The sequence below is a fragment of the Gluconobacter oxydans DSM 3504 genome, assembly GCF_000583855.1.
Classification (GTDB): Bacteria; Pseudomonadota; Alphaproteobacteria; order Acetobacterales; family Acetobacteraceae; genus Gluconobacter; species Gluconobacter oxydans.
This window is the reverse complement of record NZ_CP004373.1, coordinates 746,334-766,311: the sequence shown is the minus strand read 5'-3', so window position 1 is coordinate 766,311 and position 19,978 is coordinate 746,334. Positions and strand designations below refer to the sequence as shown.

The 19,978-nt window shown below is 62.8% G+C and carries 14 protein-coding genes; 11 read left to right on the top strand and 3 right to left on the bottom strand.

From position 1 onward, the window contains the following. The first annotated feature begins 37 nt into the window (after positions 1 to 37). The 4 genes from GLS_RS03460 to GLS_RS03445 are packed head-to-tail and all read left to right on the top strand — an operon-like array spanning position 38 to position 3,713. Positions 38 to 1,996, top strand: a complete 1,959-nt coding sequence (locus tag GLS_RS03460) for a DNA polymerase III subunit gamma/tau (protein ID WP_041111192.1) — start codon at positions 38 to 40, stop codon at positions 1,994 to 1,996. A 10-nt stretch (positions 1,997 to 2,006) separates the two neighbouring features. Then, positions 2,007 to 2,330, top strand: a complete 324-nt coding sequence (locus tag GLS_RS03455; protein WP_041111190.1) for a YbaB/EbfC family nucleoid-associated protein — start codon at positions 2,007 to 2,009, stop codon at positions 2,328 to 2,330. 25 nt (positions 2,331 to 2,355) lie between these two features. After that, positions 2,356 to 2,952: a recombination mediator RecR gene (gene recR, locus GLS_RS03450; protein WP_041111188.1), complete on the top strand. Its 597-nt coding sequence runs from the start codon at positions 2,356 to 2,358 to the stop codon at positions 2,950 to 2,952. A gap of 2 nt (positions 2,953 to 2,954) precedes the next feature. Further along, complete coding sequence (locus GLS_RS03445) at positions 2,955 to 3,713, top strand: SDR family oxidoreductase (protein ID WP_041111186.1); 759 nt, start codon at positions 2,955 to 2,957, stop codon at positions 3,711 to 3,713. Positions 3,714 to 3,717: 4 nt separating this feature from the next. Here GLS_RS03445 and GLS_RS03440 read toward each other — a convergent pair whose 3' ends face one another. After that, on the bottom strand, positions 3,718 to 4,221 hold the full coding sequence (locus tag GLS_RS03440) for a chorismate--pyruvate lyase family protein (RefSeq protein ID WP_041112614.1): 504 nt from the start codon (positions 4,219 to 4,221) through the stop codon (positions 3,718 to 3,720). A 43-nt stretch (positions 4,222 to 4,264) separates the two neighbouring features. After that, positions 4,265 to 4,591, bottom strand: a complete 327-nt coding sequence (locus GLS_RS03435; protein ID WP_024716857.1) for a TIGR02300 family protein — start codon at positions 4,589 to 4,591, stop codon at positions 4,265 to 4,267. Between the two features lie 172 nt (positions 4,592 to 4,763). Between GLS_RS03435 and aroA the strand changes: the two genes are divergently transcribed. From aroA to GLS_RS03405, 6 genes are all read left to right on the top strand, one after another. Continuing rightward, complete coding sequence (aroA, locus tag GLS_RS03430) at positions 4,764 to 6,092, top strand: 3-phosphoshikimate 1-carboxyvinyltransferase (protein WP_041111183.1); 1,329 nt, start codon at positions 4,764 to 4,766, stop codon at positions 6,090 to 6,092. Then, positions 6,089 to 6,730: a (d)CMP kinase gene (gene cmk / locus GLS_RS03425; RefSeq protein WP_041111181.1), complete on the top strand. Its 642-nt coding sequence runs from the start codon at positions 6,089 to 6,091 to the stop codon at positions 6,728 to 6,730. The genes aroA and cmk overlap by 4 nt, the downstream gene beginning before the upstream one ends. Positions 6,731 to 6,984: 254 nt before the next feature. Continuing rightward, complete coding sequence (rpsA, locus tag GLS_RS03420; RefSeq protein WP_041112613.1) at positions 6,985 to 8,697, top strand: 30S ribosomal protein S1; 1,713 nt, start codon at positions 6,985 to 6,987, stop codon at positions 8,695 to 8,697. Positions 8,698 to 8,941: 244 nt separating this feature from the next. Next, positions 8,942 to 12,289: a glycosyltransferase family protein gene (locus GLS_RS03415; protein ID WP_041111179.1), complete on the top strand. Its 3,348-nt coding sequence runs from the start codon at positions 8,942 to 8,944 to the stop codon at positions 12,287 to 12,289. Positions 12,290 to 12,313: 24 nt separating this feature from the next. Next, positions 12,314 to 15,304, top strand: coding sequence for a glycosyltransferase (locus GLS_RS03410; protein ID WP_041111177.1), 2,991 nt, complete (start codon positions 12,314 to 12,316; stop codon positions 15,302 to 15,304). A gap of 48 nt (positions 15,305 to 15,352) precedes the next feature. After that, on the top strand, positions 15,353 to 16,393 hold the full coding sequence (locus tag GLS_RS03405; protein ID WP_370543876.1) for a CgeB family protein: 1,041 nt from the start codon (positions 15,353 to 15,355) through the stop codon (positions 16,391 to 16,393). Positions 16,394 to 16,547: 154 nt separating this feature from the next. On the opposite strand, the gene GLS_RS03400 is transcribed toward GLS_RS03405, so the two are convergent. Continuing rightward, positions 16,548 to 19,262, bottom strand: coding sequence for a M16 family metallopeptidase (locus GLS_RS03400; RefSeq protein ID WP_041111175.1), 2,715 nt, complete (start codon positions 19,260 to 19,262; stop codon positions 16,548 to 16,550). Between the two features lie 165 nt (positions 19,263 to 19,427). Between GLS_RS03400 and GLS_RS03395 the strand changes: the two genes are divergently transcribed. After that, on the top strand, positions 19,428 to 19,964 hold the full coding sequence (locus tag GLS_RS03395) for a hypothetical protein (RefSeq protein ID WP_024716855.1): 537 nt from the start codon (positions 19,428 to 19,430) through the stop codon (positions 19,962 to 19,964). The last annotated feature ends 14 nt before the right edge of the window (positions 19,965 to 19,978 follow it).

Sequence of the window (19,978 nt, the reverse complement as noted above, 5' to 3'; positions counted from 1 at the left end):
ACGGTCCCATCCTCAGTGCTGAGGGTCAGACAATTCCATGACTGATGAAAACGACGATCTCCCCCTGCCGCCTGAAAGTGGCGGCGGCTTCTTTGGAGACGCGCCAGAGCCGGAAATGTCTACGCCTCCGGCTGCCGAGGCCACGCCCTATCGCGTTCTGGCCCGCAAATACCGTCCGCAGACTTTCGATGACCTGATCGGTCAGGATTCCCTCGTCCGCATCCTGCGCCGCGCTTTCGAGCTCAAGCGTGTGGCGCATGCCTTCATGCTGACCGGCGTGCGGGGCGTGGGCAAGACAACGACCGCCCGCATCATCGCCCGGGCCCTGAACTGTGTCGGTCCGGATGGCAAGGGTGGCCCGACGGCCGATCCCTGCGGCGTCTGCCCCAACTGCACTGCCATCCTCGCTGACCGTCATCCCGACGTTCTGGAAATGGACGCCGCTTCCCGCACCGGCGTGGATGATGTGCGCGAAATCATCGAGGCCACGCGCTTCCGCCCGATGCAGGCGCGGATGAAGGTCTTCATCATCGATGAAGTCCACATGCTTTCGCGTAACGCTTTCAACGCGCTGCTCAAAACGCTTGAAGAGCCGCCCCCGCAGGTCACGTTCATTTTCGCTACGACCGAACTGCGCAAGGTCCCGGTCACGGTCCTGTCGCGCTGCCAGCGTTTCGACCTGCGCCGCGTGCCGCAGTCTCTGCTGGCCGGGCATTTCCACAATATCGCGGTCAAGGAAGGGGCGACCCTTTCCGAAGACGCGCTCGCCCTGATCGCCCGCGCGGCTGATGGCTCCGTGCGTGACGGGCTTTCGCTGCTCGATCAGGCCATCGCCCAGGGGGCCAGCGACGCCGATGCCGTGGCCGACATGCTCGGCCTGGCGGATCGCGGTCTGGTCTTCGATCTGCTGGATGCCCTGATGGCCGGCAAGCCCGCCGACGCGCTGGACCTGACCGATCAGGCCTATGCCCGTGGTGCCGATCTCGGTGTCCTGCTGGCGGATCTGCTGGACCTGCTGCACCTGATTTCGCGCCTCAAGGCCATTCCGTCTCTGCGGGAAGGGCGGGATCTGCCGGAAGCCGAGCGCACGCGCGGTGCGGCTCTGGCCGACCGGCTGTCCAATGCCGTGCTGGGGCGTGCCTGGCAGATCCTGCTCAAGGGCGTGCAGGAAGTCGAAACCGCTCCGGATCGCCGTCAGGCCGCCGAGATGGTGCTGATCCGTCTATGTCATGCCAGCCTGCTGCCCACGCCGGACCGCCTGATCCGCCAGTTGACGGAAGGGGGGCAGGATCTGTCGCTTCCGGCTGGTCCATCCGGCCCGACGGGTGGCGGGTCTTCCGCTGCGCCGTCCGGGGCGGTCAGCGGCATCGCGTCCAGCAGTGTCAGTGAAACCTCTGGTGGCCACGGGCCCCGCGCGCATGTCCGGCTGGTTGCCAATGGGGGCGAGATCGTCGAGCCCGGCATCGGTTACGCCGAGCCTGTTCCGGAACCAGAGCCCGAACCCGAGCTTCCGCCTCCGCCGCGCACATGGCGTGAAATGGTGGCGATGGTGGCGCGTGAGCGCGAACCCGTGCTGCACGGCCTGCTCCGCAACGCCGTTCATCTCGTGCGCTTTTCTCCGCCCGATGTGCAGATCCGCGCCGAAGAGCCGCAGGCCCGCATCGAGCGCCAGCTTCAGAAACTGCTGGACCGCGTCTATCCCGGTCAGTGGCGCGTCAGTGCCTCGACGGCTCCGGGCGAGCCGACGCTGGACGAGCAGGGTGCCGAAGTCGTGGCCCTCAATCAGGCTTCGGTGGAGCAGCACCCGCTGGTGCAGGCCATCCTGAAAACTTTTCCAGGCGCGAAGATCGGGGAAGTGCAGGATCATTCCCTGGATGAATACGGTCTGCCGCCGGAAATCACCGTGCCGCTGACTGATGACGAGCCGCCCGATCTGGAATTCGCGCCCCTGGATGCCGATTTCCTTGATGAAGACGATCTGAACCTGAACCGATAGGACGATACCGATGAAGAACCTTGCCGGACTGATGAAGCAGGCCAGCCAGATGCAGGCCAAGATGGAAGCCGCCCAGAGCAATCTGGCGTCTCTCATTGTCGAAGGCTCTGCCGGTGCGGGTCTGGTGACGGTCAAGCTGACGGGGAAGGGCGAGATGCGTGATCTGAAGATCGACCCGCAGCTGGCCGATCCGAGCGATATTGAAACGCTTCAGGACCTGATCGTTGCCGCCTATACGGATGCCAAGACCCAGGCTGAAGCTGCAAGCTCTGAAGCCATGCGTGACGTAACCGGTGGGCTCGACCTTCCGGCCGGTCTGAAGCTGCCGTTCTGATCCGGCTGACAGGGACTGCACGCCCATGATGGGCCACGGCGACATCGACCAGCTGATCACCATGCTTGCGCGTCTGCCGGGACTGGGGCCACGCTCCGCCCGCCGGGCCGCGCTGGCTCTTCTGCGTCAGCCGGAAAGCCGGATGCTGCCGCTCGCCCATCTGATGGAGCGCGCGGCCACGAGCGTGAAGACCTGCACCCTGTGCGGCAATCTCGATACGGTCGATCCGTGCCATATCTGCACGGATGCAGGGCGTGACCGGGGCCTGATCTGCGTGGTCGAGACCGTGGGCGATCTCTGGGCACTCGAACGCGCAGGCGTCCATCGCGGGGTCTATCAGGTTCTGGGCGGCACCCTGTCCGCGCTGGCCGGGCTTGGGCCGGATGACCTGAACGTCCGCCCGCTGTTCGAGCGGATCGAGGAAGGCGGGGTGAGGGAAGTCATCCTTGCCCTGAGCGCCACCGTTGAAGGCGCAACGACCGCGCACTGGCTTCAGGAGCGTCTGCTACCCACGGGCGTAACCGTTACTCGTGTGGGGCATGGTGTGCCTATGGGCGGCGCGCTGGATGTGCTGGATGACGGCACACTGGCGGCGGCCCTCACGGCCCGCCGGTCTCTCTGACCATGGTTGCGCCTTTCCGGATTTCGCCGCGCGTCCCCCGTGTCGCACTCGTCACGGGAAGCGCGCGCCGTATTGGTGCGGCTCTCGTGGAGATGCTGGCGAAGCAGGGATTCGCGGTCGCCATCCATTGCCGTGACAGCACGGACGAGGCTGAAGCCCTGCTGGAGCGGATCGGCGGCAAAGGCTGTATCCTGCAGGCGGATCTGCAACGCGAAGAGGACGTCGAGGCGCTTCTGCCCCGTGCCAGCGCCGCGCTTGGGCCGGTCGGCATCCTCATCAACAACGCCTCTGCCTTCGTCCGCGACGAGATGGGCAGCGTGACCCGCGAAAGCTGGGACCTGCATCTCGAAACCAATCTCCGCGCGCCGTTCGTTCTCTCACAGGCCATGGCGCAGGCACTTCCCGAAGAGGCAGAGGGTCTGATCCTGAATATGCTGGACCAGCGTGTCTGGAACCTGACCCCGCATTTCGTCAGCTATACCCTGTCCCGCACGGGGTTATGGACCCTGACGCAGACCATGGCCCTCGCACTCGCGCCCCGGGTGCGGGTGAATGCGATCGGTCCCGGTCCGGTCCTGCCGGCCGTGCGTCAGAGCCAGGAACATTTTGACAGCATGTGTGCGCGAACCCCGCTGCAACACGGCTCCTCGCCCGAGGAAATCGCTCAGGCCGCGCTTGCGCTGTTCGCGCTTCCATCCGTGACGGGCCAGATGCTGGCACTCGACGGCGGTCAGCATCTGAACTGGTCGCCCGCCTCCTGAAGCCTCAGGGGCGGATCGCGGCCGGAAGATAATCTTCCACGACGAGTGAAATCGGCGCGTCATCGACCCCACGCCGCAGCAGCGCCCGGTTTTCCAGAACGATTCCCGATGCCTGGCCCGGAAAACGTGTTTCGAGTCTCTGACGCCGGAAAGCCGTCTGCTGCACAACGCGTCCGAACGGCGTGTCAGTCTGTTCCAGCAGGGTATTCATGGCGGGGGAGAGGCGCTCTGGCACATACCAGTTCCAGGCGTCTGATAGCACGGTCTCGCCGCACAGCAGCCGGACATGCCGTGTCATGACCTGATGCGTCTCGGTGACCTGCAGCAGGGTCAGGATTTCTTCCGTCACCGGCCGGTCCACGCTCAGGCGCAGTACCCGGACCGGGGTGGGGCAGCGGGCCTGAAGTGCTGCCGTGGCGCTGGGCTGGCTGTCGAGCCGGGCCCTGAATGCGCGAACGGCTGCGCTGTCCGGGGCAAAAACACCTTCCGGATCAGAACAGCCGCTCATCAGTACCGCCAGAAAAACAGCCCAGAGGACTTTGGAGACAACCTTAGTTGTCGTCGCGGTCATCTTTGTCGTTCGGGACTTCGATGTCATTGCTGAGATCATCGTCATCGTCCAGATCGTCGTCCGGGGCGATCACATCATCATCGTCCTCGTCTTCGGCGACTTCCAGATCCACATCGTCCTCAAGCTCGGCGGCCTTGGGCTTCGGATCCTTCTCTTCCGGCAGCGGAACCTCGCTGCGCTTGAGACGGGAATCGTCGGGCTGCGTTGTGCCGCATTTCGGGCACACCGCAGGGACGCGGTTCAGGTCATAGAAGCGGGCGCTGCATTCAACGCATGTCCGTTTCAGACCAAGTTCGGGTTTTGCCATTGTGCGGAGCCTGCTAATGCCTCGAATAAGGAACGCGGCCATGCCAGCTTGTGCGCGCTCTGTCAAATCCCGAAGCGTAATTCCTGACAGTTTTCAGGCGCATGACTGTGCCACCCCGGCATGATTCACGAGGTGATTGACAGGTGAGGGGAGCCCCAGCAAGAACATTGCCATGCAAGTTTCGCGCCCCCTGACCGTCTCCGCGTCCCCCAAGGGACTTTCCGGCCGCACCCGTGTCCCGGGTGACAAATCCATCAGCCACCGCTCGCTGATGTTCGCCGCCCTCGCCTCTGGCCGGACCTATGTGACCGGCCTGCTCGAAGGCGAGGATGTGCTGCGGACGGCAGACGCCATGCGCGCGCTTGGCGCCACCATCACACGCGATGGTGCGGACTGGGTGATTGAGGGGCGTGGCGTGGGCGCCCTGACCGAGCCGGCGGATGTGCTGGACATGGGCAATTCCGGCACGGCAGCGCGTCTGCTCTCCGGGATCCTGTCCTCCCATGCTTTCAACAGCATCATGACGGGCGATGCGTCCCTGCGCTCGCGTCCCATGCGCCGCGTGACGGTTCCGCTGGCGGCCAACGGCTCCGAATTCCTGACCCGCGAGGGCGGCCGTCTACCGATGGCGATCCGCGGCACCGGTGAGGCCAAGCCGATCGAATACCGCCTCCCGGTCGCGTCCGCCCAGGTCAAGTCCGCTATTCTTCTGGCTGGTCTGAACGCTCACGGCACCACGGTCGTGGAAGAACCTGTCGCCACGCGCGATCATACGGAAAACATGCTTCGCCATTTCGGCGTTGAGGTGGATGTCTCGCGCATTGATGCCGGCGGCCGCCGAATCGCCCTGACGGGGCCGGTGCGGATGACGGCCCGTGACGTCACCGTCCCTGGCGACCCGTCTTCCGCGGCTTTCCCGATCGTTGCCGCTCTGCTGGTTCCGGGTTCGGATATCTGGCTCGAAGGCGTGGGGCTCAACCCGCTGCGTACGGGGCTGTTCACGACCCTGATCGAAATGGGAGCCAGTCTCTCCATCGAAAACGAGCGCGTGGAAGGCGGCGAGTCAGTCGGTGATCTGCATGTGCGCTACAGCAAGCTCAAGGGCGTGGATGTTCCGCCCGAGCGCGCGCCGTCCATGATCGACGAATATCCGGTTCTCGCCGTCGCCTGCGCCTTTGCCGAGGGCGCGTCCCGTCTGCGCGGTCTGGAAGAACTGCGCGTGAAGGAAAGCGACCGTCTGGCGTCCACGGTTGCGCTGCTGAACGTGAACGGCGCCGAAACCGAGGTGATCGGTGACGATCTTATCGTGAAGGGCTATCACGGCCCGCTCGGCGGCGGCACGGTCCAGACCCAGATGGATCATCGCCTCGCCATGAGCGCCGTCGTGCTTGGTCTTGCCGCCCAGAAGCCCGTGAACGTGGACGACACGGCTTTCATCGAAACCAGTTTCCCCGGCTTCGTGGACCTGATGAACGCTCTCGGCGCAGGGCTGACGCCGTGACATCGCGCCCGCTTGTCATTGCCGTTGACGGTCCCGCTGCGGCCGGGAAGGGCACGCTCGCCAAGGCGCTCGCTGTGAAGCTGGGGCTGCCCTATCTCGATACCGGTCTGCTCTATCGCGCCGTCGCCCGCCGGATGGTGAATGCCGGGCTGGACCCGGCTGGCGATGCGTCGGCGGAGGCACAGGCCCTGCAACAGGCCGATCTGGCGCGCACGGATCTGCGCGTCCCCGAGATCGACCGGGGCGCTTCCCTCGTGGCGGCCCAGCCCGCCGTCCGCGCGGCCCTGCTCGAACGCCAGCGTGTCTTTGCGTCCGAAACGGGCGCGGTCGTGGATGGCCGTGACATCGGCACCGTTGTCTTTCCGGATGCGGATGTGAAGTTCTTCATCACGGCCTCCCCACGCACCCGTGCGCTGCGCCGGCATCATCAGGTCCATGGCGGGACTCCGCTGGGCGAGGCCGCCCTGGAGGCTGCCGTGGCCGAGATCGTGGCGCGGGACGAGCGCGACTCATCGCGTGAAACCGCTCCGCTGGTGCAGGCTCCCGACGCCATCCTGATCGAGACCGACACGCTCTCTGCCGCCGAGGTCCTTGATAAGGCCTGCGAAACCGTTGCCCTGCGTTGCGCGCGAAACTGATCTGACGCCGTAGCGCCCGAAAAAGCGCCTTTTTTTATTGACACCGCGCCCTCACAGGGTGTTGGTGCACCGTATCACCCAGCCGCAAGGGCAGGGAGATGGTCTGTTCTGCGTCTGGCAGGCAGGTCAAACAACCAACAACCCGATCTGACCGTTCAACGGCAGCGGGGAGACGTCCGGTCCGTCATGGATCTGGCGCAGACGTGGATATCCGCTCCGCCAAGGGAACGGGCATCCGGGAATATAGTATCTACATGGCTTCAGCCACTCAGACCCCCACGGCCAATCACGGCACCGAAGATTTCGCAGCCCTTCTCGAAGAGACCCTGGGCCGTGACACCGGCTTTGACGGCTCCGTCGTCACGGGCCGCGTTGTCCGCCTGACCGACGAATTCGCAATCGTCGATGTCGGCCTCAAGAGCGAAGGCCGCGTGTCCCTCAAGGAATTCGGTCCGGCCGGCGTTGCTCCGGACGTGAAGCCGGGCGATGTCGTCGAGCTTTATGTCGAGCGTTACGAAGACCGTGACGGCTCCATCGTCCTGTCGCGCGAAAAGGCTCGCCGCGAAGAGGCATGGACCGCCCTGGAGCGTGCATTCGCCAACAACCAGCGCGTCAACGGCACGATCTATGGTCGCGTCAAGGGCGGCTTCACGGTTGATCTCGGCGGCGCCATGGCGTTCCTGCCGGGCAGCCAGGTCGACATCCGTCCGGTTCGTGACGTCGGACCGCTGATGGGCCAGCCGCAGCCGTTCCAGATCCTGAAGATGGACCGCGCCCGTGGCAACATCGTTGTCTCGCGTCGTGCCGTTCTCGAAGAGACCCGTGCGGAACAGCGCTCCGAGCTGATCCAGGGCCTGAAGGAAGGCATGATCCTTGACGGCGTCGTCAAGAACATCACCGATTACGGTGCGTTCGTTGACCTCGGCGGCGTTGACGGCCTCCTGCATGTCACCGACATTGCCTGGAAGCGCATCAACCACCCGTCCGAAGCCCTGCAGATCGGTCAGCCGGTCCGCGTGCAGGTCATCCGCTTCAACCCGGACACGCAGCGTATCTCCCTTGGCATGAAGCAGCTTGAAGCTGATCCGTGGGAAAACGTCGCCATCAAGTATCCGGCTGGTGCACGCTTCACGGGCCGCGTCACGAACATCACCGATTACGGTGCATTCGTGGAGCTGGAGCCGGGCGTCGAAGGTCTGGTGCACGTTTCCGAGATGTCCTGGACGAAGAAGAACGTCCATCCGGGCAAGATCGTCGCCACTTCGCAGGAAGTCGACGTCATGGTTCTGGATGTGGACAGCGCCAAGCGCCGTATCTCCCTCGGCCTCAAGCAGGTTCAGCGCAACCCGTGGGAGCAGTTCGAGGAAGAGCACAAGGTCGGTTCGATCATCGAAGGCGAGATCCGCAACATCACCGAATTCGGTCTGTTCGTTGGTCTTTCCGCAGACATCGACGGCATGGTTCACATGTCCGACCTGTCCTGGGACGAGCCGGGCGAAACCGCCATGTCGCACTATGAGAAGGGACAGGTCGTCAAGGCCAAGGTTCTCGACGTGGATCCCGAGAAGGAGCGTATCTCCCTGGGCATCAAGCAGCTTCAGGAAGATCCGGCAGCTGACACCCTGTCCCGCGTCCAGAAGGGTGCTGTCGTTACCTGCGTCGTGACGGCTGTTCAGAGCAACGGCATCGAAGTGAAGGTCGACGACGTTCTGACCGGCTTCATCCGTCGCGCCGAGCTGGCCCGTGACAAGGCCGAGCAGCGTCCGGAGCGTTTCGCAGTCGGTGAGAAGGTTGACGCCAAGGTCGTCTCCGTTGACCGCGCGTCCCGCAAGCTGGCCCTGACGATCCGCGGCCGTGAGGTCGAGGAAGACAAGCAGGCCATCAACGAGTACGGGTCTTCTGACTCCGGCGCGTCCCTGGGTGACATCCTGGGTGCCGCCATCCGTCGCCGTAACACGGACGCCTGAGTTTTCGCTCTGGTGAGTCGGGAGAGGATCTCCTCTCCCGGTCGGATATGAAAAGGGTCGCTTCGGCGGCCCTTTTTTATTGAAAATTCATTCTTCCCGGGTGGGCTTTTTCTTAACGGCGCCATCCGCTACAAAAGAAAAAGCGCTGAGACGGAAATGTCGTGAACGGAGGGCATGCCCTGCTGTAATCCGGACGACTGGCCAATATTGAATATGGGAGTGGGCGTCCGAGCCCAAGAGATTGATGGCGGTCATTTACAACACAAACTACACCCACAATCCCAATTCCTATCTGACGCTTGCCGTTCAGCGGGCAGCCCAGACGCTTTTCGGAAAGGAGCAGGTGGTTGTCGCCGACAACATGAGCCTGGCCGGTATCGCGGCTTCAGGTGAACATGATGTCCTGATCTGCCTGGATGCCCAGCGCATCAATCTGCCCCTGATCCGCCGGGTGCGTCCTGCCTTCAAGACCATGATTCTCTGGACTTTCGAAGACCCCTTCATGCGGGACTTCAATGTCGAGAATGCCGAACTCTTCGATTACGTCTTTACGAATGATCCCTCCTGTGCCGAATACTATCACGGCAAGGGCCATTACCTCCCGCTGGCCGCAAGTCCGTCGATTCATGAGCGCCCCGTACTTCCCGCTGCCGAGCTGGAATATGATATTTTCTTTGCCGGTACGATGTGGCCCAACCGCGTCCATACCCTCCGCAAGGTCATCGCAGCGTTCCCGGATGCCCGCCTCAAGCTCGTCTGCCCGACCAACGAATTCCTTCCGCCCCTGCCGGCCGATCTGGCTGCGCTGGCCATCCAGCGCCCGATCAGCCACGAAGCCTTCATCGATTTCGCGAATGTCAGCGCCGTCACCCTGACCATGTTCCGTGACTATGCCAGCCACGGTGATGTCAGTCAGGCCACGGCTCCGGGGCCGCGCTTCTTCGAACTGGCCCTGGCAGGCGCTGCCCAGGTCGTGGAAGCTCCGGAAAGCATGAGTGCCGAGCATTTCGAGACCGTGAATGGCATTTCCCTGGCCCGGGATGCCAATCAGGTCGTAAATGCCATTGCGCGTTTGCTCCAGCAGAAGGGTACACGCCGCAATGCGGCTCTGGCGGCGCAGAAATCTGTCGTGTCGCAGCACCTCTACGAGCACCGTCTCGAGAAGATGCGTGACATTACCGGAGCCGATTTCGGGCGCCGGACGCAGGCCCTGGCACCCCTGCATCGCCGTCGTCGTCTGCGGGTGCTGATGTGCACGCATTCCACGATTCACGAACAGGCCTGGGGTGGCGTTGAAGTTTATCAGCAGGGCCTGTGCGCGCTTCTGTCGCGTGATGTGGAATATTTCTACTGGTTGCGTCGTGGCGGCTTCTGCCGTCTGACCACGGCCAATGGCCACGAACTGGAGCGTTTCGACGTGCCGGAAGTGGGCTGGCAGGACGCGATGTGTGATTCGCCCGAAGAAATGGCGTTTTCCAGCGTTATCAGCCAGTACAACATCGATCTCGTCCATTTCCAGCATCTGGGCCATCACGCACTGTCGCTGCCAATCATTGCGAAGGCCAATGGCGCGGGCGTGATTTTCTCCGCCCATGATTTCTGGCTGGTTTCCGCCCGGTACAACCTGCTGAACCACGAACTCCGCTATGTCGAGGACGAGGTGCGCTCCGTTCTGGCGGCCGACATCACGCTCAAAGCCTCTGAAAATGTGGATCATGGCGGGGAGCAGACCCGTCGTGCCTTCGTGGCCAAGATGCTGCATTCCGTCGACGCCATCCTGTTCGGCACGGTCCATTCCCGGAACCTGACGCACGAAATCTATCCGGTGCTCGATAGCAAGCGCAGCCTCGTGATGGGTATTCCCAGCCCGGACAACACCGTTCCGGTCGTGATGAAGCCCTACGAGCCTTTGGGGGACCGTCCTCTTGGTGTTGCGATCGTCGGAAACTTCCTGCGGACCAAGGGTGCGGATACGATCCTTAACCTGATCGATATCGCCCATCCTGACCATTTCGTCTTCCATATCTTCGGTTATGTGCATCCGGAATATGAAGCGGTCCTGACCTCGGTCCCGCGTCCGCATGTCAAGATTTACGGCCGTTACGAGATGGGGGATATCGATGCGCTGAAGGTGGCGGATGTAGCGCTGAACCTGTCGATCTGGCCCGAGACCTACTGCATCTCCCTGTCCGAGGCCTGGCAGAATGGTCTCATTCCCATCGTGACTGATGTGGGCGCTCTGGGAGACCGCGTCGAAGACGGTGTTAATGGTTTCAAGGTTCCCATCAGCCGTCCAAGCATGGTTCTCGAGCGTCTGGAACTGCTGCGTTCGTCCGAGCCCCTGCGCCGTCAGATCATGCAGAACATCACGCCTGCGCTCTGGACCCATGCCCGAGACTATGCCGACGAACTGCTGGCGCTCTATCACGATACGGCGCCACGTCGTGAAATGGGTGTGTCGGAGCTTCGTCTGGATGCGGGGCAGGTTCACCTTCTGGCCCACCCCACCTGGCGCCACCAGGCACCGCCGCGTCATATCTTCGACCCGCCGACCGCGCGTGACCTGTCGGTGGAAATGCCGGTCCCGGTTTCGGACTGGTTCTCGGTGCAGGGTGCCGAATGCTATATCGATGACATCTGTCACCATGTCTTCGCGGGTGTGGAAGAAAAGCCCTTCCAGGGCGCTCCCGAGTTCCATATCCGCGGATGGATGATCCTGCCCGGGATCAGTTCAGCAGGTCAGATGTTCACGGTCCTGCTGGGCGAAGATCCTGACAGTGCCATGATCTTCCTGGAATGCCAGCGCGAGATCCGTGCGGACATTGCAGAGCTTTTCGCCAATGCGCCACGCCGCTCCGGTTTCTCGGGCAAGGTGGCCCTGCGCGGCAAATGGTGTGAGGGACGTTTCCGCATCGGTCTGATCAACGTGGTCAACGGTCAGGGCGCGTTCCAACTGACGTCCATGCAGATCGAAGTCGAAGGCGGGCAGATCCGGAAGATCATCCGTTCTGCTCCTTCCAACGACCTCATCCTGTCCGACTTCCGCCGGGTCTCCCATAGTGACGGTCTGATGCGTGGCGTGAAGCTGTCGGGTGTCGGCAAGCACCAGATGCATCCTTACACGTCCGGGGCGCTGGATTATTCCATTGATGATTTCACGGGTCTGGTTGGTGATCCGCCTGCTGAACTGACACCGGATGGTTCTCTGTCGGTCCGTGGCTGGATGTTCTTCCGCAATCTGTCCCGTGCTGGTCAGGCCTATGGCGGACTGGTGTCGGAAAGCCGTGACGAGATCGTGTTCTTTGCGCTGGAACGTGTGATCCGCGCCGATGTCGGGACAGCGCATCGTGATGCGCCGATCTGTGCCGGATTCAGCGGGACGTTCATGCCGCGCGAAGGCTATGCCCGTCCGCTCGATGGCGTCTATCGCTTCATTCTCGTAAATGTCGTGGGAGACGTCTACGGATCGAGGATGACGAATATTGCCGTGACGTTCGACAATGGTGCGATCCTGTCTGCGGAATATGTCGACCTGCACACCGAGAACGTCGAACGCGGGGAACGTCTTCTCGCGGGAAAAATCGTTTCCTGACCTGCGAGCAGGAGGCTTGCCCTGATGTCCGAAACCGTTTCAGCCCCGTTATCCGAGACGCGGGAACCCCGGTGGTCCCGCTTTGATACGCAGTGGTATCTGCTGCGCTATCCCGAGGTGCGGGACTGGATGCGGGAAGAAGGGCAGGACGATCCGTATGCGTTCTATCTGCAGACGGGCCAGCGCTACGGGCATTCTCCGAATCGGTATTTCGATGAGATCTGGTATCGCGACGCGCACAAGGATGTGCGTCAGGGGCTGATCCGGGAAGAATGGGCGTCGGGTTTCGAACATTATACCGCAACCGGATACAAGACCCATTCGCCGCACTGGCTGTTTGACGAGCCGGGCTATCGGCGCCGTTATCCCGAACTGACGCAGCGTTTTCTGAGCGAGAACGGCTTCCGTAACGGTTACGATCATTATCTCGAAATCGGAGAGAGCCATTATTACCGGGGGCATCATTTCTTCGATGATGAACTCTGCCGCGAGCTCGCCCTGACTTTTCCGGACTGTTTCGACAGCCGGATCGGACTTTTCGGGTCATGGCTCGGACTGCCGGCCCATGTTGCCGATGCCGGGCGTGTCTCGTGGTATTTCGATCCGGTCTGGTATCTGACGCGCTATCCCGAGGTCCGGCAGGAAATTGCCGCAGGCCATTATTCAAGCGCCCTGCATCATTATCTGACCAACGAGACCCCGCGTCTTTTCGATCCACAGGAATTCTTTTCCGAAGAGTTCTACCGGCAGGCCCATCCGGATATGGTGCCGTCTCTGGAGCATGGATATTTCCGTAACGGCTACGATCATTTCGTCCGTTACGGCGCGCAGGAAGGACGTACGCCACAGGAAAACGTGGACCTCGCCGCCCACATGGCGCAGGCACAGGTCCGCAATGACGTGCGCAATCGCCTGTATGACAGTGCGTTCGCCCATCTCGTCGCCGGCCGGACGGGGCTGGGTGAGGGGCGAATGGCGGCGCTTGCGGCCGTGCCCGAGATTCCTGAGGAACAGTCCAGACTTCTGTTTGAACGTGAAGCCGAAGCCATCCTGCCGTCTCTGGTCCGGCATCCGCTGGACTTCACGGTTCACGGCGTTCCTGAAATCAGCGTCCTTATGGTCGTCTATGACCGGGTTGCCCTGACGGCGCAGGCCCTGGCCTCGCTACGGGCCAACTATGCCGGAGCCATCCAGCTCATACTTGTGGACTCGGGTTCGCATGACCAGACCCGCCATATCGGGCGGATGGTGCGGGGCGCCACGATCCTGCGGTACCGCTACAACATCGGCTATCTTCTGGGCTGTAATCTTGCGCTGGAAAAAGCGGAAGCCCCGTTTGTTCTGTATCTGAACAACGACATCCGCCTGTATCCTGATGCCATTGTCAACGCGCTGAAGCGTCTGCGCTCCGAGGCCGCGATCGGGGCGGTGGGCGGCAAGCTGATCCGCACGAACATGCGCCTGCAGGAAGCCGGATCGATCATCTGGCGGGACGGTGCGACTTACGGCTATCTGCGGGAGGATGATCCGAACCTGACGACGGCCAATTTCGTCCGGGACGTCGATTACTGTTCGGCCGCTTTCCTGATGGTCCGCACGACATTGCTGCGCCGCCTGGGCGGGTATGATCCGCGCTACACGCCGGCCTATTTCGAAGATGCCGATCTGTGCGTGCGGATTCTCAAGGCGGGAATGCGCATTGTCTATGACCCGGACGTGGTCATCGAACATCTGGAGTTCGGCAGCTCCGGTGCGGCGGGGTCCCATGCCCTGATCCGGGGCAATCTCAAGACATTTTCCCGTCTGCAGCAGGATTTCCTGCGTCATCAGCAGCCGGCCCATATCCGCAACGCCGTTCTGGCGCGCGAACACCGGGTCAGCCAGCGCAAACGGATTCTCTTCATCGAGGACCGTCTGCCTCTGCGGCGTCTGGGGTCCGGCTATGTCCGCTCGAACGACATCATTCATGAGATGACGGCGCTGGGATATCAGGTCACGGTTTTCCCTGTCCTGCCCAGGGATCAGACGGCCATCGACCTGTTCGGGGACTTTCCGGAGACGGTGGAACTGATCGTGGATCGGGATCTGTCCAGTTTCGCCGATTTCATTCAGGAGCGGGTCGGATATTACGATCTGGTCTGGATCGGGCGCACGCACAATTTGGCGCGTCTCCTGCCCCTGCTTAATGAATCGAGCCGCTATCTGCCTTCCGCCGGTCCGATCCTGGACACGGAAGTGATCGCCACGCCCCGCACGCTGGAGCGCATCCGGGTTCTGGACCTTCCAGAGCCGGATATCAGCTTCGATGACATGCTTCAGCAGGAACTGGACTGTGCCCGGTTCTGCCAGCAGATCATCGCGGTGACGTCCCATGATGCAGATCTGGTGCGTCGCGCGGGCTATGAGAATGTTTCGGTGCTCGGGCATGAACTGCAGCTCCAGCCGACGCCGGCGCCATTCGAGACCCGGCACAGCATCCTCTTTTTTGGCGCGATCCATGACGAGGGTGCACCCAACCACGACAGTCTTGTCTGGTTTGTGGACAGTGTGCTGCCGATTCTGGACGGGGTTCTGCCGCCGGATGTCCATTTCACGATCGCCGGTTATGTGGGGCCGGATGTGGATATGACGGTTTTTTCGACGAACAGCCGGGTGGAAATCGTGGGGCCTGTGGGGGATCCGCGGGAACTGTTCGACCGGCACCGGGTATTCGTCGCGCCCACGCGGTTTGCGGGCGGGATTCCGTTCAAGGTCCATGAAGCGGCGTCCTATGGCCTGCCGCAGGTTGTGACCACGCTACTTCAGGAAGAAGTCGGCTGGACGGATGGTGCGGAGATCCTGGCGGCTCCATCGGATAATCCCGAGGCGTTCGCGGCTGCTGTGGAGCGGCTTTATCAGGACGCGGAACTGTGGGAGACTCTGAGGGCTGGCGCGCTCGCGGCTGTCGAGCGGGACTGTTCTCCGGTCCATTTCCGGCAGGCGCTGTCAGGGATTGTTCAGGGCTGCATTGCATGACGTGCCGGGGAACTCCGGTTTGAAAAGTTTGGGAGAGCAGGGAAGGTTATGGACGCAGTGAATGAAACGATCGTGGAAGCCGGAAGCGCCAGCAGCGGGACGGCCAGCGGAATGAGTGGCCTGACAGGGCGCGTTCTTGTCTGCAGTGGTGGCCGGTATGAAAGCCAGGCCAATGCGCAGATCCGTGAGTCCATCATGGATGGCTGGGCGGACTGTTTTGGTGAGGACAACGTCACGGCCGTCCATATTTCGGCCGCGGCCAGTTCCATCCGGATCCTGAAGCCGACGATCGTATTCGCTATCGGCTCCTATCTTCCGGAAAGCACGTATTTCGGCGAGGTCTGTCGCGAGGCGAAGAAGATCGGCGCGGTGACGGTGTTCTGGGCGACGGAAGATCCCTACGAGCAGGATGCGAACTATCGCATCGCCGATGATTTCGACGTGATCTTCTCCTGCGACCGTTGGGGGCATAATTTTTATCAGCGCGAGCGGGTGTTCCATCTGCCGCTGGCAGCCAGCCCGAAGCTGCATTACGGCGAGATCGAAGCGGATTCCGAAAAGACGATCGATGTCCTGTTCTGCGGCGTGGCGTTCACGAACCGCAAGGACATCGTCCGCAACCTGCTGCCTGTTCTGCGGGACCTGAACATCAAGATCGTTGGTCCGGGCTGGGGTGAGCTTGGGATCGGGTTCTCCGATGCGCGGATCGAGAAGTCCCAGCTTGTGGAGCTTTATCGTCGCTCCAAGCTGGTGCTGAACCTCGGCCGTTCGCTGAGCTTCGAGAACAAGCGCTTCGTGATTGCGCCGTCCACGCCGGGACCGCGGACGTTCGAGGCTGCTCTGGCCGGGGCGTTCCAGGTGTTCCACGAGGATACGCATGAGATCCGCCGCTATTACTCCGCCGACGAGATCCCCGTGTTCTCCAACCGCGTGGATTTCGAGCGGCTGGTGACGACGTATCTCGACAACAACGATCTGCGCGTGAAGATGGCCCGCAAGGCGCAGGCGCGGACGCAGGCCGAGCATCTGTACAAGCATCGCATCCAGTATGCGCTGCGTGTGCTCAAGGATGAGGGGCTGATCGGCTGAGGGCCGGTCTGACCTGATGCTTTTCCCTGCCTGATCCTGCAAAAAGCCGGAGCGTGTCTCCGGCTTTTTTTTGTGTCCGGGGTTCGAGGACGGATATGAAAAAAGGCCACGGAGCAGTCCGTGGCCTTTTTGCTGTTGTGCCGGAAGGGAAAGATCAGTTCGGCTGCGGGCCCATGACGATCTGGGCGAGATCGGTGGGGCGGACCCATTTGCGGAAGGCGGCCTGCACCTGTTCGGGCTTCATGTCGTAGATCGCCTGAGCGGCCTTGGCCGGGCTGTCCAGCGGCAGGTCCAGGGCGATCAGGGACAGGTAGCTTCCGGCCAGCGCGCTGAAGCTGGCGCGGGACATGGGCTGGCTGCGCAGCAGTGACGCCTTGGCGAGATCGAGGCTCTCCTGCGAGACGGGGGTGTTGCGCATGTCCTCGACGTCCTTGACGGCAAGGGCACGGGCCTTGCCCACCTTGTCCGGATCGGCGCCAAAGGTGATGCCGAAGCCGCTGCGGGTGCGGGAATAGGTAAAGCCGCTTCCGGCGCCATAGACATAGCCCGTCTTCACGCGGAGGTCCTGCATCAGGCGCGAGGAGAAGCCATCCCCGAGGATCGTATTGCCGACGGCGAGAGCATGGCGGTCAGGGTCGGTCACTTTCATGCCGATGGTCTCGACGAGCTTGACCTCATCCTGCGAGCGGCCCGGATCCGCGACGACAGCCTGAGAGGCCCGGCTCAGAGGGATGTCGGGCAGATCGACGACGGGCTTCGGTCCCACGGCCTTCCAGACGCCAAAAGCCTTTTCGACATCTGCCTTCGCAGCCTCGGGGGTGATGTCGCCGACGATGACGATGGTGGTCAGGTCCGGGCGGTAGGCATGGGCGTAATAGGCCTGCACGTCCGCAAGCGTCAGCTTGCCGATCGTGGCAGGGGTGGCTTCACGCAGGGTGGGGTCCTGCGGTGGGACCAGAGCCTTGCGGGCGGCGCGGCCGAAGCGGTAGCCCGGGGACTGGAGTTCGCCGGCCTGGGCCTGTGCGGCCTGCATCTGGGTGATGCGGAAGGCTTTTTCCGGGAAGGCCGGGTTCAGCTCGTGATCGGCCAGCAGGGCGAGACCCTTCTCGAAGTTCGGCGTCAGGGTGCTGAGCGAGAAGGACGGCCCGGCCTGTTCGTCAGCCGAAAGGTCGTCGAGGGCGCGGGCGAGGGCCAGACGGTCATGCGTCTTGCTGCCGTAGAGGAACATCTCCTCGGTGACGTCCGCCACGCCTTCCTGACCGGCGGGCTGCTCGAGATCCGCGTTCTGGCGGATGCGGCCGATCAGTTCGACGGTGTGGCTGACATGCTCGGGCTGGACCAGAAGATGCAGACCGTTTGACAGCGTATAGGCGGCAGGGAGCGGGGCTGCGGCCGGGATCGTCAGGCGGGCGAGGGCCTGCTGTGCCCAGTCGGGCAGGGCGACCTTGCCCGAAGGCGGTGTGTTGAAGGATTCCGCGCCGCCGAAGCCCTTCTGGCCGACCGGCTTGCCCGAAGGGCTCGGCGTCAGGGTGGCGGTGATGGCGTGGGCGGGATCGAGCAGCTTTTTGGCCAGCGCGTCAACCTGTTCCTTGGTGACGTTGCGGAAGGCGGCCAGCATGTCCTGTGGGTCGTTCAGGTGCTGGATGGCGACGGCCTGCGACCAGCTTTCGGCAAGGCCGGAAATGCTGTTGGCGTTGAACTCGAGTGCAGCGATTTCCTTGCGACGGGCGGCTTCGATCAGCTCGGCCGGGATGCCGTGGGTACGGAAATTCTCCATGATGGTGGCGACGCTGGTCCGCAGGGCGTCCGGGTTGGCACCCTTGGGGAAGCCCGCATAGACGACGCCCAGACCGGCCTGCGCCTCGGGGTCATACATAAAGCCGGTATCCAGCGCTTTGCCCGACGGCACGAGGTCGAACAGGGCGGCGCGCTGGCTGCTGATGGCGTCGGCGAGCAGGGTGGTTGCGGCGTAGTCGGGGTCACGCTGGCCGGGCATGCGCCATGCCATGGTCACGAGGCCGATCGGCAGGTCGGTGTCTAGCGCGATGCTCTGGGCCTTGGCCGGGGTGGGGGAGACGGTGCCGCGTTCGGGCAGGGTGGAGGCGGGGATGTTGCCAAAAGCGGCCTGAACCTTCTTCAGCGTGTCCTGCGGGTCCACATCGCCGGTGATGACCAGAACGGCGTTGTTGGGCGCGTACCAGGAATCATAGAACTTCCTCAGCAGGGGCGCGGTCGTGGCATCGAAGGACGGGCGGGTGCCGAGGGCGTCCTGCTCGTAAGGCGTGCCGGCATAGAGGGCGGCACGGATCTGCGAGAGATAGCGATAGATCGGGCTGGAGAGGTCGCGTGAGACTTCCTGCTCGATCGCGCCTTTCTCATGCGCCCATTCGGCCTCGGTGATGTTCAGGCCGCGCATGCGCCCGGCCTCGATCCGCAGCAGGACGTCGAGGTCGCTGGCGGGGGCCTTGAAATAATACTGTGTGACGTCGGATGTGGTGTCGGCGTTGTCGTTGTTGCCGAGCTGCGCGCTGATGGTGGAAAGCTGGTCGCGCGAGAGGGTCTGTGAGCCGTTGAACATCATGTGCTCAAGGGCGTGGGCCGTACCCGGAAAGCCTTTCGGTGCGTTCACCGAGCCCGTCTCATAGTTCAGCATCGTCTGCACCACCGGGGCGAGGGTATCGCGCACCACGATGACCCGCAGGCCGTTGGAGAGGGTCGCCCGCGTGACCGTCGCGGGGGCGGCACTCGTTGCTGCCGCGTTCGTCGTGGGGGCCGTGGCCGGTGCGGCCTGGGCTCCCGCAAGGACCGGAGGCGCCAGCATGGTGGCTGCCAGCAGTGACAGGCGGGACAGACGGGAGAGTGCGGACATGTGTTCAGAACTTTCCAGAGGAGAAACGTATCTTCACAAAAGAGTAAACCGGTTGTGCCGGTCCCTGTCCAGCATGTGTAGCCTGCGTTGGCCGGGCTGTATCTGACTGTCGGATGAAGAAAAAATTATATGCAGGGGGGCGTCTGGCCGGATAAAGTGTCTGTGATGACTTTACCTGAACGCATTGCCCATGTGGATGACTGGCTGCTCGACCGGCTGTTCCAGCCTGTGGCAGATCGCCTTCCCGGGCGCCTGACGGCGCTGCAGCTTGGCCTGAGCTGTCAGCTCGGTGCGCTGATGCTGGACGGGCTTTCCCTCGTGCTGCCGATGCTGCTGTTCGGGGCCAGCCTGGCCAACATGATCGACAGCGCGCTGATCTGGTGCATCAGTCTGGCGTTCTTCCTCGGCATGAAACGTTCGGCGCCGCTCGTTCGTCCCGGGATGCTCAATCCGCTGCGACCGCTGCTGCGGGCCATGCGGCTGCTGTCTCTGGCGTTTCTGGTCTACCAGCTGTTCCGGGGCATGGGGGCTCCGGGCTTCATCTGGCTGCTGACCCAGATGACCACGATTTCCCAGCTTCTGTTCACGGTGGGTCTCTATCTCGTGGCCTGCCAGCCGCGGCCGCCGTATCAGCGCATGTCCACCCGCAGCGGCCCGATCATCGAGGGTGTCTGGAGAGCCGGGGGCCGGATCAACTCCTGACGCCCGGTTTTCCC